Raw genomic sequence first — 15,548 nt, forward strand, 5'->3', positions numbered from 1 at the left:
CATTTTCGTTTTTTGGAGATAATGTGTAGAATAAGGATAGACAAACTCGTTAAGGAGTATAAACGTTGGAGCATTTTTTATCATATTTGACTGAGGAACAGCTGACGGAATGGTTCCAAAGCTATAGAGCTTTCGGCCCGGCGGCTGCGGCTGCACTGCCTTTTATTGAAGCGTTTCTTCCGTTTTTGCCGCTCGTTGTATTTGTGGTGGCGAATACGAATGCATTTGGTTTGTGGGAAGGTTTTTTTCTGTCGTGGCTTGGATCTGCGGCAGGATCGATGCTGATGTTTTATGCCGTCCGCCGTTTCGGACAGAAAAGAGCTTTCGGTTTCATCCGCAGGCATCGGACCATAAGGCGGATGATGCTCTGGGTTGAGCGGCACGGTTTCGGTCCGCTGTTTATTTTACTTTGCTTCCCCTTTACGCCGTCCGCTGCGGTTCATATCGTTGCCGGTCTGTCACGGGTGGGGGCGCTGCAGTTTATATCAGCAGCCGCTATGGGGAAAATGGTCATGATCTTTATGATCAGCTTTATCGGGTATGATCTTCACGCACTCATGACACAGCCTTTCAGGATGGCGGGCGCTATAACGGTGATCGGGGTGCTGTGGTATGCCGGAAAGCATATCGAACGGCGTTTACAGACGAGAATCAGTCAGCATGAGAAAGACGGAGGGAGACAGGAATCTTGAAAAAACGATTTTGGTTTATAGCCGGCGTGCTTATCGTTGTTTTGGCCATACAATTAAAGAATGCCATTTTTATTGATTATAAAGTCGAAGGAATCAGCATGAATCCGACCTTTAAACAAGGAAATGAGCTGATGGTCAACAAGTTTTCCCATCGTTACAAAACGATCCGCCGTTTCGATATTGTCCTGTTTAAAGGCCCGCACCGCAAAGTGCTGATCAAACGAGTCATCGGGCTCCCCGGCGAGTCAATCGCATACAGGGAGGATCAGCTGTATGTGAATGGAAAACGGGTGGCGGAACCGTTTTTAAAACCGTTAAAGTCATCATTGTCCGCCGGGAGCCATGTGACCGGTGATTATACGCTGAAGGAAACGACCGGGCGCAAAAGCATACCGAAGGGACAATACTTTGTTATTGGCGACAACCGCATATACAGCCTCGACAGCCGTCATTTCGGTCCGATTAAGGATAAAGACATTGTCGGAGTCATCAGTGAATCAGACGCCAAGTGAACGGCGTCTTTTTTTTCGGAAATGATTGTCAAAAAGCAGAGGAAAGACTATAATGAAAATTGTTACGCGCGAAACAAAAAAGAGGCGTTTTATTTTTGGTGATATTGTTACGTGTGTAACAAAAAATATGAAAGAGGACTGATGAGATGAAAACACAGACTGCCATTATCGGGGGAGGTCCGGTCGGGCTTATGCTTGCATCAGAACTGGCGCTGGCCGGAGTGAAAACGACTGTCATTGAACGATTGAAGAAGACGGTGCCATATTCCAAAGCGCTTATCATGCATCCGCGCACACTTGAGCTTTTTGCCATGAGAGGCATATTGGAACGCTTTTTGGAAAAAGGGGCGAAGGTGTCTTCCGGCCATTTTTCCATGCTGGATACACGGCTGGATTTTTCTCGGCTGGATACGAAGCAGAATTATTCGTTAATGCTGCCTCAGGCAGAAACGGAGCGGATTTTGGAGGAGTATGCATCAAGTCTCGGCGCAGACATCATCCGCGGGGCGGAAGCGGTGGCTGTCACTCAGACGGATGACGGAGTGGAGACGGTGTTCCGGGACAAAAGCGGTATCCGCACTCTTCACAGCTTTTATGCCGCGGGTACAGACGGAGCGGGGAGCATTGTCAGGAAACAGGCGGGCATCGCTTTTTCGGGCACTGATGCCGACTTAACAGGAACCCTTTGTGATGCCGCTTTGAAACATCCGCCCGAATCTTCCTTTTTGTCAACGTGCCGCCTGGAGGGATCGGTTGTGATTGTCCCTCTTACGGACGGACTTTTCCGCGTCCTCATCGTTTCTCCGCACGCTCCGCAAAAGCGGAAGGAAGAGCCGGTCACTGAAAATGAGCTGAAAGAAGACCTGCGGCGGATATGCGGCACTGATTTCGGATTGAGTGATCCGGTATGGATGTCGCGGTTCGGCAATGCCGAGCGTCAGGCCGAACAATACCGCTCCGGCCGGGTTTTTGTGGCCGGGGATGCGGCGCACATTCATTTTCCCGCAGGCGGCCAAGGCCTGAACACGGGGCTTCAGGATGCCTTCAACCTCGGCTGGAAGCTGGCGGCGCAAATGAAGGGGAAAGCGGCGCCTCATCTTCTGGACAGCTATCATCAGGAAAGGCACAGCACAGGAAAAGAAGTGTTGCACAATATAAAAACCCAGATAAAGCTCATGGATTTTACCGAGTCGGGGATGGCATTAAGAGAAACGATGACCGCTTTGCTGGATTTTCAGGAGTCCAACCGTTTATTGGCGGGAAAAGTATCCGCGCTTGATCTGCATTATGAACCGGATGCGGAGCTGCCGCCGCATACCCTGAACGGAAAACGCCTGCCGGATATCGAATTGACCCTTCATGACGGGCGGCCGGCCCGGCTGTATGATTTTCTTCATAAGGGCGCCTTTGTGCTTCTGTCATTAAGAGGGAGCATTCCCGCCGGTATTGATACGGACAGCGTGGCAGCTGTCAGAGCGGATCTTGCTGAAACACGTGCCGATTGGGATGACGTCCACACCGTTTTAATCCGGCCGGACGGCCACGCGGCATGGGCAGCCGGCGGCTCGGGACGTGAAGCGGAAGAAGCCGTTCTGGCCGGTTTGGAGAGATGGGGGTTCATCTGATACCCTTTTATGCGCCTATGTGATTGTTTCTTGTGTAACAAAACGTTATAGTAAAAGAAACAATCAATACGGAAGGGTGACTCAGCAGTTGGACAGAAGACAGCCAGACCATGCAAAACACATGATTCTTGAAGGGCTGACAGATATTTTTCACGAGCAGGAGAGGTGTCAGGAGGACATCAGGGCGTCGTTGGCCGGACGGATGGACGAACTCCGTGAAGAAAACGGGAAAAAATTACAGCTGACCTTGACGGAAATTCACATTTTGTCGTGTATCGGAGATCATGAACCGATCAATGTCACGTCAATAGCGGAAAAAATGAAGACGACAAAGCCGACCGTGTCGAGAAGCTGCGCGAAGTTTTTGGAAGCCGGCTTTCTGCGCAGAACCCGGCTGAGCGACAATAAAAAAGAAGTCTATTTCCGGCTGACTCCTGCCGGGAAAGAGCTGCATTCCCTTCATCATGAATATCATGAATTGATAAAAAAGCGGCTCTTGGCGTTTTTAGACCGCTATACAGATGAAGAACTGTTATTTGCTGAACGGCTGTTCCGTGATCTTTCAGCAAACTGGCGGTCTGTAAATGGCGGCGGAGAGCTGTTCAAATAAAAAACACGCATATGAATGCGTGTTTTTTTATTCGGATCATGTTCCTCTTTCTGCCCGGCCTCTTTCGCCGTGTGCCCGTTTCAGCTGAGAAAGGTGGTGCAGCAGCCGATAGAAGGGCGGAAGCATGGCGATGACGAGAACGATCCGGATGACCTGAACCGCGACGACGAAAGTCGAGTCTTCGTGCAGGGTGATCGAAGTCGCCGCCATCTCGGCGATCCCGCCGGGAGAAAAGGCGAGAACAGATGTAATCATGGAGATGCCCGTTAATTTAGAAACCGCAACCGCGCTCAGAATCATGGCGGCGATTAATCCGACCGAAGAAATAAATCCGACGGTCAGCACTCTCGTCACGCCGGTGAACATGCTTTTGTACATTTTTGATCCGATTATGGCGCCGAGAAAAATTTGTGACAGCTGGTTCGCTTCCGGCGGCCACCAGGCCAGCATGTCTTTGCCTGCCAAGGCGGACACGCCGATTTCCGCAGCAGCAACGCCGATCATGCTGCCGAGCAGCCAAGGGGCGGGAAATTTCAGCCGTTTTGCGCCTTTGCTTGCAAGCCAGGCAGCCAAAATAAATCCGGCCGTTAACAAGACGGGAATAAGGCCCGGGTGTGAAGCTCCTGCCGAAACGGCTCCGGCTGATGTCTGAGCCGTACCGTTTTGTTTGGTAAATAAGAAAATGACGAGAAACGGTATTGTCATGACGACCAAAAGGACGCGCGTCAGCTGAATAAGGCTTACAATCGCGGTGTTTGCGCCGACTTCCTGGGCGATACCGGGCATGGCGGATAAACCGCCCGGCGCCGTGCCTACAAAGCTTGTCATCATGTCCGTCCGGCTGAACCGAAAGAGCGCATATCCGGAAACAAGCGCCATCACGATAGAGAAAATCAGCATGAAGCCTACCGGAAGCCAATGCTCCCGTAAAACCGACAGAACGGACAGGTTCAGTTTCTGGCCGAGTTCGATGCCGAGGATCATTTGTCCCGCCGCAAGCCATCTGCGGTGAATCCCTCTTCTGTCAGGCGCCATGAACAGCCAGCGGGGCCTCGTCATGGAGAGGATGCAGCCGGCGGCCAGCGTTCCGAGCATCCAGGCGATCGACATCCCTGTAAGCGAAAGAAGAAACCCCCCTGCCGCACTGATGAGAATAAACCAGATATCCGTAAGGAGATGTTTGTCTTTCTTCAATGAAAACCCTTCTTCCTGAAACATTCATATTAAATTGTTAAGCTCGTTAACCTTACTATTACTATAGTATAGATTTTGAGATAAATAAATAATGAATTATTTCTCATAATCCATTCATTTTTCTTATCACAAACATAAAAAAAGCTCCGGAGATGGGTGAGTGCACCCTACTCCGAAACCTCGCCCGCTTTTCCTTTCCACACAAAGGTCAATCCCAGACCGAGAAATAAAACCACACCTGCGAACAGAAACGGGAAGTGAATATTCATATCAAATAAAATACCGCCCAGAGCCGGGCCGAAAATGGTGCCCAAACTCGTGTATGTTGAGTTCATACCGGCAACAAACCCCTGCTGGTTTCCTGCGATTTTCGATAAATAAGTAGTCAGTGCCGGGCGCAGTAAATCAAACGCAAGGAAAATGATGCAGGTGACAGCGAGCACGGGCAAAAATCCTGACATCACCGTAGAAACGAAAGCCAGCACAGCGCCGATGATCAGACAAAGCTGAATGACTTTTTTCTCCCCGAGGAAGTTGACAAGTCTGCCGAATGCGAGCACTTGAATGAGGACCGCCACAATGGAGCTGAACGTAATAATAATGGCGATATCCTTTGGAGTGAAGCCGAATTTATGGTTTGTAAATAAGCTGAATACCGTTTCGTACGCCGACAGCCCGAATGCCAAAACAAAGACGATGATAAAGGCGATCAAGTAGCTTGGATGAATCGACTTTTTCAAATCTTTTAAGAAGGTTGATTCTTTGACGCTTTCCATCTGCTTTGCGCGTTCTTCTTTAGTTAACGGCTCTTTCAGCATAAAGACAGAGGAAATCACTGCGATAAATGCAATTCCCGCCGCAAAGAAAAACGGCATTCGAACGCCGTGATCGGCAATAAATCCTCCTATGCCGGGCCCGATGATAAACCCTGTGCTGATGGCGGCAGATACATAGCCCATCGCCTTCGATCTTTCCTGCACCGTCGTAATATCTGCGACATACGCTGTAACAGCGGGCATGATAAAAGCGGCACTGATGCCCCCCAGCACCCTTGCGAAATATAAAATGGAGACATGTGTGCCCAATCCGAAGGTCAGTTCGGATAATGCGAACAAAAACAGTCCGGCGAGAATCATGATTTTTCTGCCGAAGCGGTCAACCCATCTCCCCGCAATGGGGGATGCAATTAATTGCGCGACGGCGAAGGCAGCGACAAGGTATCCCATTGTGCTGCCCGTCAAGTGCATCACATTCATAAACAGCGGCATAACGGGAATGATCAATCCGATGCCTAAAAACGCAATAAATATGTTGCTTAATAAGATGATGAGTACAGCCTTTTGTTCTCTGATCGGTTTTTGCATGTTGTTTCTCCTTTGTCAGCTGTCATTCTGTTTATCAGCGCTGATCGACCCGTGAATAAACGCGGAGATGGCTTCTTTTTGCAATTCGATTCTTTGCTGAATGGTATCGTTTTTATATAACACATCTAAACCGTAGAAGACGGATAGCAGGATTTTCACTTTTGATTCGACATGATGAATGGACCAGCTGCCGTCTTGATTTCCCTCTTCTAAGATCTCCCTCATCACATCGTCATATTCAATATCAATTTTGTTGAGCCGCTTTACGACCTCCTCTGACGTAAACGCACTCGCATAAAACTCTTCACTTGCTCTCATAAGCGGGTAATTGATGCTCATCCGGCTGAGCAGCTCCGCAAAGCCCGCCAGCTTTTCGGCAGCATCTTTCAGATTAGCTTCCATTTCCCTCCACGTCTCGATCATCACGCGGTGATCCTCTTCCATGATATGAAGAAACAGAAACTCTTTTCCTTTAAAATGGTGATATAGATTGCCTTTACTGATTTCGGCCGCCTCTAAAATATCCCGAATCGATGTTTCTGAATATCCTTTTTTTGCAAATAAGTCACGCGAAGCGGATATGAGCCTGTTCTTCGTCTTTTCGCTCTTTCCGGCACCGCCTTTTGTATTTGTCACTTCACACAGATCCTTTCCGCCTCATTCATATCGTTGTCCCGGCAAAGCGGGGCTCGGTTCGTTTAAAACCGACCAGTTGGTTTATTTTATTATAAAGGGTTTTTGCTGATTATACAATGAAGAAGTTATCCATTGTTTAGAGGGAGTATAAAAACGGCTCGAAAAGTAAACCCCATTCTCTCATGTTGAAAGAACGGGGTTTGTCTGCGGTCTGAAGACTCCCGGCGGGGGAGCGTGATCTGCCTGAACCGTTATTTTCCGGTATTTACCTCGGTGTAGCTTGTGTTCGGCGCGTTTGATACCGTTCCCCCTGTATGGTGGAAAGGAGAGTGGGCCATATCGTATAAAAACCAGACGGCATGACGCTGCTCGTCAAATGCCGTGCGGGCAAATAACCGCTTCGCTTCCGGATGCACCGCTCTATCGGATGCCTGCAAATAAAAATCATTCGTTTTCTGCTCATCATAAAACGCCGCCCTCAGTCCTTCTCTGTATGTGTGCGGACAATGCTCCGTCTGTTTCGGCGTCAACTGTTTTCCGGTAATTGACGTATACAGTGAAGAGAAAGCGTGCAGGTGGCGCACTTCTTCTTCTCTGATATGTTCGATTCGTCTTCTGATTTCTGCGGTCGGCGCTTTTTCGGCTAATATTGAGTAGCAAATCACAGCGCTGTATTCACCGTTTATGGATTTTACCAGATCCTTGATAAGCACAGAATCGTCACTGCAGATGGCTGTATAATGAAAAAAATTCTCGTGCATTGGACTCACCCCCGGATGTTTATAGGGTATTATACGGCGGCAGCCCGTGACATGTGCGGATGTCATTTTTATTCTTGATCTAGCGGCGATGTAATATGGTCGTCGTATGTGTCGACAAAAAGCCGGCCGTTGCTTCCGCGCACAGCGTATACGACGTCTTCCGGTTTGAGGTTTCTCTTGTCCAATTCTTCTCTCAGCCATTTTTCCGATACGTGGTTTTCTTCCAGATTCTTCATCACCAGCCGGCCGTCCATAATCAGCTCAACGGCAAAGTTCTTTTCATGTCCGGCAAAGATGCCGAGATCCTGTCTTGTAATGGGCGCAAATTCCGGTTTGACCTCCACTGACATGCTGCCGTTTGTTTCAATGATGGCAGTCTGAACCTGAGAAATGTCAAATACGTCATTTACACGCAGCTGCTGGTTCAAGTAGTCGATGGTATAACGCATCGTTTTCATATTATGCTCAAGTATTTTACCGTTTTGAATGATAATGGTCGGTTTGCCTGCAAAGAAACCCCTAAGGGTCCTATTTTTCATAGAAAGATATGCGACAAGGTAAATGATTGCCACGAAAATAATGTAGGCAATGACATTATAATGAATCGGCAGCTTTGTATTAAACGACAGATTTGCCGTGATGGCGCCGAGCGAGATGGCCGCAATGAAATCAAAAAGCGTCATCTGTGAAATGGTTTGTTTACCGAGTATCCGGGCGCCGATAAACAGAATGCTGAACGACAGAGCCGTCCGTACAATCACTTCGGGATATTCTGACATCATCATTAGTCCTTTTTTCTTTATTTTGGTCAGAAGCGATATTTTTTAAAACAGTCATCCCGTTTTTACCAGCAGATGAGATTGGTCATTTTCGTCAACTTTCGATAAAATGTAGAAAGATAAAAAGAGAGGGGTCTTCTAATTTGGGTGTTGAGTTTTTAGTAGGCAGATCGGGGAGTGGGAAAACGAGGCTGATTATCGACAGCATTCAAGATGAACTGCGCCGGGAGCCGTTCGGGAAACCGATCATTTTTCTAGTCCCGGATCAAATGACGTTTTTAATGGAATATGAGCTTGCTAAAACGCCGGATATCGGCGGCATGATACGCGCTCAAGTGTTCAGTTTTTCGCGTTTGGCGTGGCGCGTGCTTCAGCATACCGGGGGCATGAACCGCCCGTTTGTGACGACGACGGGTGTGCAGATGCTTTTAAGGAAACTGATTGAAGAACATAAGCACGAGTTTAAAGTGTATCAAAAAGCGAGTGACAAAATCGGGTTCACTGAGCAGGTGGAACGGATGCTGACAGAGTTTAAGCGGTACTGTATTGAGCCTGGAGACGTCCGCCGCATGGCGGAAAGCGGAACGGCGTCAGAATATCGCGGAGAGCGGATGCTGTCTGAAAAACTTCATGATTTAGGCATTTTATATCAGCAGATGGAAAGAAGCCTCGCCGGACACTATTTGCATTCAGAGGACTATTTGACGCTGCTCGCTCAGCAGATTCCTTTGGCGGACGTTGTAAAAGGCGCCCGTGTTTATGTCGACGGATTCTATCAATTTACGCCGCAGGAATTAAGGGTGCTGGAGCAGCTGATCATGCATGCTGAACATGTCACATTCTCGCTGACGGCGGACAGCCCTTCGGCGGAACAGGCACCGGATGAGCTCGATCTGTTCAGAATGACGGGAAGCACATACTATAAGCTTTATCAGACGGCAAAGGAATTGAATGCCGATATTTCCTGCAAGGAACTGCATGGCACGAAGCGGCATCGGCATGTGCCGGAGCTTGCCTGTATAGAGTCGCAGTACGATGTGCGTCCCGCCGCGGCGTATACCGGCGGACAGGAAGCTTTTACCGTCATGCAGGCGCAAAACAGAAGAGCTGAGCTTGAAGGTATTGCCCGGGAAATTCAATCACTTGTCCGGGACGGAGGATACCGGTACAAAGATATGGCGATTCTCATCCGTCAGCCGGAAGATTATAAAGATTTGCTGAAGGAAGTGTTTGCCGATTACGGGCTTCCTTATTTTATTGACGGAAAAGCTTCTATGCAGCATCACCCGCTTATTGAATTCATCCGTTCAAGCCTGGATGTCGTGAAGGGGAACTGGAGATATGAAGCGGTGTTCCGCTGTGCGAAAACCGAACTGTTATTCCCGCTTGATCAGCCGGAGCAGAAAATAAGAGAGCAGGTTGATCAGCTTGAAAACTACTGTATCGCCTACGGCATTAAAGGGGAGCGCTGGACGAGCGGCGAGCGGTTTGTATACAGGCGCTTCGTATCGCTCGATGAGGATTTCGCGCAGACAGATCAGGAAATAGAGATGGAGCAAATGCTGAATGAGACGAAAGAGTGGATGGCCGCGCCCCTTGTCCGGCTTCAAAACCGGATGAAAAAGGCGAAAACGGTTCAAAGCATGGCGGAGGCTCTTTATCTCTTTTTGGAAGATACCGATGTTCCCCTGAAGCTGGACCGAAAAAGGCAGCGGGCCGAAGAGGCCGGAAACATGATCGAAGCGCAGCAGCACGGCCAGGCGTGGGATGCCGTTATCCAGCTTCTCGAGGAGTTTGCCGGCATGATGGGTGAAGATGAAATATCTTTGGCGCTGTTCCAGCAAATGCTTGAAACGGGAACGGAATCGCTTCATTTTTCTTTAATTCCTCCTGCGCTTGACCAAGTATTTGTAGGGAATATGGATCTCTCAAGAATGTACGGCACGTCCTGCACATTCGTCGTCGGGGCCAATGACGGCGTTCTTCCGGCGCGCCCGGATGAAAACGGCGTGCTGTCTGATGATGACCGGGAGTGGCTGAAAGCGGTCGGAGTGGAGCTGTCTTCCGCGGGGCGTGAGCGGCTGCTTGATGAGCATTTTCTCATCTATATGGCGCTGTCGAGTCCGTCTGACCGTCTTTATGTGTCATACCCGATTGCCGATGCGGAAGGAAAAACGCTCCTGCCGTCAATCGTTGTAAACAGGCTTGGCGAGCTGTTTCCCGATCATCAGGAAAAGCTGTCAGCGGCTGATCCCGAGCAGGTAAGCGAAGAAGAGCAGCTTCAGTATCTCGTCAATAAACAGGTGGCTCAGACATATACGGCAAGTCAGCTCAGGCTGTGGACAAGAGAGTACGAGATCAGTGACGTATGGTGGAGCGCATACAATGTGCTGATGAAAGAGTCTGATCACCGGCGTGCGAAAAAGCTGTTTTCAAGCCTGTTTTTCCGCAATGAGGCGAAGCGTCTTGAACGGCCTGTTTCGCGCCAGCTTTACGGCGAGCATATTAAAGGAAGCGTCTCCCGGATGGAGGCGTTTAATGCCTGCCAGTTCTCTCATTTTGCATCTCACGGGCTTCAATTAAAAGAGCGGCAGTTTTTCAAGCTGGAAGCGCCGGATATCGGCCAGCTGTTTCACTCCAGCCTGAAGCTGATTTCAGACCGGCTTCGTGAGCAGAAGCTGGAATGGCGCGATCTGACGAAAGATCAGTGCCGGAATTTCTCCTATGAAGCGGTGGAACGGCTTGCGCCAAAGCTGCAAAAAGAGATTCTGCTCAGCTCAAACAGACACTTTTATGTGAAGGAAAAACTGCAGAAGATCGTCACGCGTGTTTCAGGCATATTAAGCGAGCATGCGAAGGCGAGCGGTTTCGTCCCGGTCGGTCTTGAACTCGGTTTCGGCGGAAGCGGGCCGCTGCCTCCGCTCACTTTCACGCTGAAAAACGGCTGTACGATGGAACTCGTCGGACGGATCGACCGCGTGGATAAAGCGGAAAGCTCAAAAGGCCTGCTGCTGAGAATCGTTGATTATAAATCAAGCGACAGGGGGCTTGATCTGGCTGAGGTGTATTACGGGCTCGCTCTGCAAATGCTCACATATCTTGACTTATCGATTACACATTCCGCGGATTGGCTCGGCATGAAAGCGACACCGGCAGGCGTTTTGTATTTCCATATTCATGATCCGATGATTCAGGCCAGTCTGCCGATGGGGCTTGATGAAATCGAGCAGGAAATTTTCAAGAAATTTAAAATGAAAGGCCTTCTCCTCGGTGACCGGGAGGCGATCAGCCTGATGGACACGACTTTGGAGGAAGGGCGTTCAAATATCGTCAATGCCGGTTTGAAAAAGGACGGGTCTTTAAGATCCGACTCAGCCGCGGTCAGCGAACAGGACTTTCATCTGCTGACAGACCATGTGCGGCGGACATTTGAACAGGCGGGCGAAGCGATAACGGACGGGCTTGTGTCCATTACCCCGTATAAGCTGAAAGATAAGACGCCTTGTACGTATTGTGCGTTTCAATCGGTGTGCCAGTTTGATGAGTCGCTTAAGGAAAATGAATACCGCAGCCTGAAAGCGGAAAAAGACGGCACCATACTGGATTGGCTGAAGAAGGAGGCGGATGATGATGCAAATTCCTAAACCGAAAGACAGCATATGGACGGATGACCAATGGAGCGCCATCGTTTCTTCCGGCCGCGATATTCTGGTCGCTGCCGCAGCCGGATCAGGTAAAACGGCCGTGCTCGTGGAACGGATGATCAGAAAGATAACCGCGGAGGAAGATCCGGTTGATGTTGACAGGCTCCTTGTGGTGACCTTTACAAACGCCTCAGCAGCGGAGATGAAGCATCGGATCGCGGAAGCATTAGAAAAAGAGCTCGCCAAAAATCCGGGATCTCTGCATATCAGACGGCAGCTCTCTCTATTAAATCGGGCGAGCATTTCGACGCTTCACTCTTTCTGTCTGCAAGTGCTTAAAAAATATTATTATATGATTGATCTTGACCCCGGTTTTCGGATGGCTGACCAGACGGAAGGCGAATTGCTCGGAGACGAAGTGCTTGATGAGCTGTTTGAAGATGAATACGCAAAAGGGAATCAGGCGTTTTTTGAGCTTGCGGACAGATATACGACAGACAGGCATGATCTGGATCTTCAAGACCTTGTCAAACGGGTGTACGAGTATTCCCGGTCGCATCCTGACCCGGAAGCGTGGCTGCAAAGCTTTGTCCGCCTGTATGACGTGACGGAAGAAAGCAAAATAGAAGAGCTTCCGTTTTACCAGTATGTGAGAGAAGATGTTGAAATGGCGCTCTTCGGGGCAAAACAAAAGCTTGAGAAGGCGCTTGAACTGACAAAAGCGCCCGGCGGGCCGGCGCCGCGTGCTGATAATTTTCTGGATGACCTTCAGCAGATAGAAGAGCTGATCAGCTGCCGGCATGACTTCGATGCGCTGTATGAACGGGTTCCCGCAGTCTCATTTAAGCGGGCGAAGGCGGTAAAGGGTGATGAATTTGACAAAGCGCTTTTGGACGAAGCGACCGATTTGCGAAACGGCGCGAAGAAACTGATCGAAAAGGTAAAGACAGATTACTTTACAAGAAGTCCGCAAGATCACTTAAAGAGTTTAGCAGATATGAAGTCTGTCATCGAAACGCTCGTTCAGCTCGTGATATCGTACGGAAAACGATTTGAAGCGGCGAAACAAGAAAAATCAATTATTGATTTCTCAGATTTGGAACATTACTGCCTGGCGATTTTAACTGCGGTTGATGAAGAAGGCAGGCGGGTGCCGAGCGAAGCGGCCGTTTATTATCAAGACCAGTTTCATGAAGTTCTGGTTGATGAATATCAAGATACCAATCTTGTGCAGGAGTCTATCCTGCAGCTTGTTAAAAGCGGGGATGAAGAGGCGGGAAATCTGTTTATGGTAGGCGACGTCAAACAATCGATCTACCGTTTCAGACTTGCCGAGCCGCTGCTGTTTCTCGGGAAATATAAAAGGTTTACAGAAAGCGGGGAAGGCGCGGGGCAGAAAATTGATCTGAACCAAAATTTCCGCAGCCGCTCCGATATTTTGGACAGTACGAATTTCTTGTTTAAGCAGCTGATGGGCGGAAAAATCGGCGAAGTGGACTACGATGAACAGGCGGCATTGAAGCTCGGCGCATCGTATCCGCCGAATGACGCGGCCAAAACGGAACTGCTGCTGATTGACAGCGCTGATGACGCAGACAGCGCCGAGGATGCCGAAGACTTTGAAACCGTGCACTGGGAAGCGAAAGCGATAGCCGGGGAGATCCGAAAGCTTGTCTCATCTCCGTTTAAGGTATATGACGGCAAAACAAAAACACACCGGAATATCCAGTACCGGGATATCGTGATTTTGCTGCGCTCTATGCCGTGGGCGCCGCAATTAATGGAAGAGCTGAAAAACCAGGGCATTCCGGTGTACGCCAATTTGACGTCGGGTTACTTTGAAGCCGTGGAGGTGGCTGCGGCGCTTTCAGTCTTGAAGGTGATTGATAATCCGTATCAGGATATTCCGCTTGCTTCCGTGCTGCGCTCGCCCATCGTCGGATGTGATGAAAATGAACTTGCGCTGATACGCCTTGAAAAGAAAAAAGCGCCGTTTTATGAAGCGCTGAAAGCATATATAGCGAACGGTGACAGGCATGATGAACTATATCAAAAACTGAGAACCTTTTATGACAGTCTGCAAAAGTGGCGGTCATTTTCGACGAATCATTCGGTGTCTGAGCTGATTTGGGAAGTATACCGCGATACCGGATATTTTGACTATGCAGGCGGCATGCCCGGCGGAAAGCAGCGCCAGGCCAATCTGCGCGTCTTGTATGACCGGGCGCGCTCGTACGAAGCGACGGCGTTCCGCGGGTTATTCCGCTTTTTGCGGTTCATTGAACGGATGCAGGAGCGCGGCGATGATCTGGGGACGGCCCGGGCGCTCAGCGAGCAGGAGGATGTCGTTCGGCTGATGACGATCCACAGCAGCAAAGGACTTGAATTCCCCGTCGTTTTCACCGCCGGACTCGGCAGAAGTTTTAATATGATGGATCTCAATAAATCATACCTGCTTGATAAAGAGCTCGGTTTCGGCACGAAGTACATTCATCCGGAACTCAGAATCAGCTATCCGACTCTGCCGCTTGTGGCGATGAAGAAAAAGATGCGCAGAGAGCTCTTATCCGAAGAATTGCGCGTATTGTATGTGGCGCTGACCAGAGCGAAGGAAAAGCTGTTTCTCGTCGGTTCCTGCAAAAAACGGGAAAAACAGCTGGCCAAATGGCAGGCGCAAGCAGACCGGGCCGATTGGCTTCTTTCTGAATTCGACCGCTATCAGGCGTCATCTTATTTGGACTTTATCGGGCCGGCGCTCATCCGCCACCGTGACATGGAGGCGCACAGGACGCCGGGACTTTCATCGTCTGAGGATATCGCGCGCGACCCGTCGCGTTTTCACATCCGGATGCTGCAGCAAAGTGAATTGCTGGAAGAGAATCCAAAAGAACGTGCTGAAGAAAAGAGCAAACGTCTCAAAGCGATTCAGCAGGGCGAGCCGATTCCTGGTTCGTTTTCATTTGATGATCAGGCGCGCCGTCTGCTTGAATGGGAATATCCGTACCGAGAGCTGACGGCTATCAGAACGAAGCAGTCAGTTTCTGAGCTGAAGAGAAAGCAAGAATACGAGGATGAATACAGCGGCCGCTCTCTCATCAAACCGTCAGGAGACACGCTTTTATACAGGCGTCCCGGTTTTATGATGAAAAAAGGGCTGACAGCCGCCGAAAAAGGAACGGCGATGCATACGGTGATGCAGCACATACCGCTGACGCACGTGCCGACTGCCGAAGAAGCGGAGCGGACGGTCCGGATGCTTTACGAAAAAGAGCTGCTGACAGAAGAGCAGCAGGAAGCTATTGATATAGAAGAAATTGTTCAGTTTTTCGGAACTGAAATCGGGAAAGACCTTCTCGGGGCGCTGCGGATTGACCGGGAAGTGCCGTTCAGTATGGCGCTTCCGGCCGGCGAGGTGTACAAGGATGCCGAAACGGCCGGTGAACCGCTGCTCGTGCAGGGGATTATTGACTGCCTCTACGAAACGGCGGACGGTCTCTATTTGCTGGACTATAAAACAGATCGGATAGAGGGGAAATTCCGGAACGGATTTGAAGGCGCGGCTCCGATTCTGCAAAAAAGGTATGAAACACAAATCGAATTGTATACAAAAGCGGTTGAACAAATTACAAAAACGAAAGTGAAAGGGCGTGCGCTCTATTTCTTCGATGGAGGTCACGTTCTTACACTGTAACAAGATCCGAAGCTCCTTTTTGGAGCGGATCTTTTTTTCT

Annotated in this window: 11 protein-coding genes; 6 read left to right on the forward strand and 5 right to left on the reverse strand. The window is 49.6% G+C overall.

The window, feature by feature from the left end; all coding sequences use genetic code 11:
- Window positions 1-65 precede the first annotated feature (65 nt).
- From NYE38_RS05350 to NYE38_RS05365, 4 genes are all read left to right on the forward strand, one after another.
- On the forward strand, window positions 66-692 hold the full coding sequence (locus tag NYE38_RS05350) for a TVP38/TMEM64 family protein (RefSeq protein ID WP_260654732.1): 627 nt from the start codon (window positions 66-68) through the stop codon (window positions 690-692).
- Window positions 689-1,204 (forward strand): signal peptidase I, encoded by a 516-nt coding sequence (gene lepB / locus NYE38_RS05355; RefSeq protein ID WP_003155158.1) that lies wholly within the window; start codon window positions 689-691, stop codon window positions 1,202-1,204. Before NYE38_RS05350 ends, lepB begins: the two co-directional genes overlap by 4 nt.
- 146 nt (window positions 1,205-1,350) lie before the next feature.
- Window positions 1,351-2,829, forward strand: a complete 1,479-nt coding sequence (locus tag NYE38_RS05360; RefSeq protein WP_104843234.1) for a monooxygenase — start codon at window positions 1,351-1,353, stop codon at window positions 2,827-2,829.
- Between the two features lie 88 nt (window positions 2,830-2,917).
- Window positions 2,918-3,439: a MarR family transcriptional regulator gene (locus NYE38_RS05365; RefSeq protein ID WP_012117244.1), complete on the forward strand. Its 522-nt coding sequence runs from the start codon at window positions 2,918-2,920 to the stop codon at window positions 3,437-3,439.
- A 36-nt stretch (window positions 3,440-3,475) separates the two neighbouring features.
- Here the strand turns inward: NYE38_RS05365 and NYE38_RS05370 are convergent, their stop codons facing one another.
- The 5 genes from NYE38_RS05370 to NYE38_RS05390 form a co-directional block, all read right to left on the reverse strand.
- Window positions 3,476-4,633, reverse strand: a complete 1,158-nt coding sequence (locus tag NYE38_RS05370) for an AbrB family transcriptional regulator (RefSeq protein WP_025649559.1) — start codon at window positions 4,631-4,633, stop codon at window positions 3,476-3,478.
- A 167-nt stretch (window positions 4,634-4,800) separates the two neighbouring features.
- Window positions 4,801-5,997 (reverse strand): MFS transporter, encoded by a 1,197-nt coding sequence (locus tag NYE38_RS05375; RefSeq protein ID WP_014417364.1) that lies wholly within the window; start codon window positions 5,995-5,997, stop codon window positions 4,801-4,803.
- A 15-nt stretch (window positions 5,998-6,012) separates the two neighbouring features.
- On the reverse strand, window positions 6,013-6,633 hold the full coding sequence (locus NYE38_RS05380) for a TetR/AcrR family transcriptional regulator (protein WP_104843235.1): 621 nt from the start codon (window positions 6,631-6,633) through the stop codon (window positions 6,013-6,015).
- A 251-nt stretch (window positions 6,634-6,884) separates the two neighbouring features.
- On the reverse strand, window positions 6,885-7,394 hold the full coding sequence (locus NYE38_RS05385) for a ferritin-like domain-containing protein (protein ID WP_007610501.1): 510 nt from the start codon (window positions 7,392-7,394) through the stop codon (window positions 6,885-6,887).
- 68 nt (window positions 7,395-7,462) lie between these two features.
- Window positions 7,463-8,176 carry a DUF421 domain-containing protein gene (locus NYE38_RS05390; protein ID WP_014417366.1) on the reverse strand — a complete coding sequence of 238 codons (714 nt, stop codon included), beginning with the start codon at window positions 8,174-8,176 and terminating at the stop codon, window positions 7,463-7,465.
- Between the two features lie 140 nt (window positions 8,177-8,316).
- Here NYE38_RS05390 and addB point away from each other — a divergent pair, with 140 nt between their 5' ends.
- Complete coding sequence (gene addB / locus NYE38_RS05395; protein WP_340803060.1) at window positions 8,317-11,817, forward strand: helicase-exonuclease AddAB subunit AddB; 3,501 nt, start codon at window positions 8,317-8,319, stop codon at window positions 11,815-11,817.
- Window positions 11,804-15,508 carry a helicase-exonuclease AddAB subunit AddA gene (addA, locus tag NYE38_RS05400; RefSeq protein WP_257988973.1) on the forward strand — a complete coding sequence of 1,235 codons (3,705 nt, stop codon included), beginning with the start codon at window positions 11,804-11,806 and terminating at the stop codon, window positions 15,506-15,508. Before addB ends, addA begins: the two co-directional genes overlap by 14 nt.
- The last annotated feature ends 40 nt before the right edge of the window (window positions 15,509-15,548 follow it).

Origin of the sequence: Bacillus sp. EU63, from assembly GCF_038592915.1 — a bacterium.
Lineage (GTDB): Bacteria > Bacillota > Bacilli > Bacillales > Bacillaceae > Bacillus > Bacillus velezensis.

What these genes read in the sequence shown, in the direction of transcription:
- NYE38_RS05360 (WP_104843234.1), top strand. Translation starts at nt 1,351, where the DNA reads ATGAAAACACAGACTGCCATTATCGGGGGAGGTCCGGTCGGGCTTATG.
- NYE38_RS05375 (WP_014417364.1), bottom strand. Translation starts at nt 5,997, where the DNA reads ATGCAAAAACCGATCAGAGAACAAAAGGCTGTACTCATCATCTTATTA.
- NYE38_RS05385 (WP_007610501.1), bottom strand. Translation starts at nt 7,394, where the DNA reads ATGCACGAGAATTTTTTTCATTATACAGCCATCTGCAGTGACGATTCT.
- NYE38_RS05390 (WP_014417366.1), bottom strand. Translation starts at nt 8,176, where the DNA reads ATGATGTCAGAATATCCCGAAGTGATTGTACGGACGGCTCTGTCGTTC.
- addA (WP_257988973.1), top strand. Translation starts at nt 11,804, where the DNA reads ATGCAAATTCCTAAACCGAAAGACAGCATATGGACGGATGACCAATGG.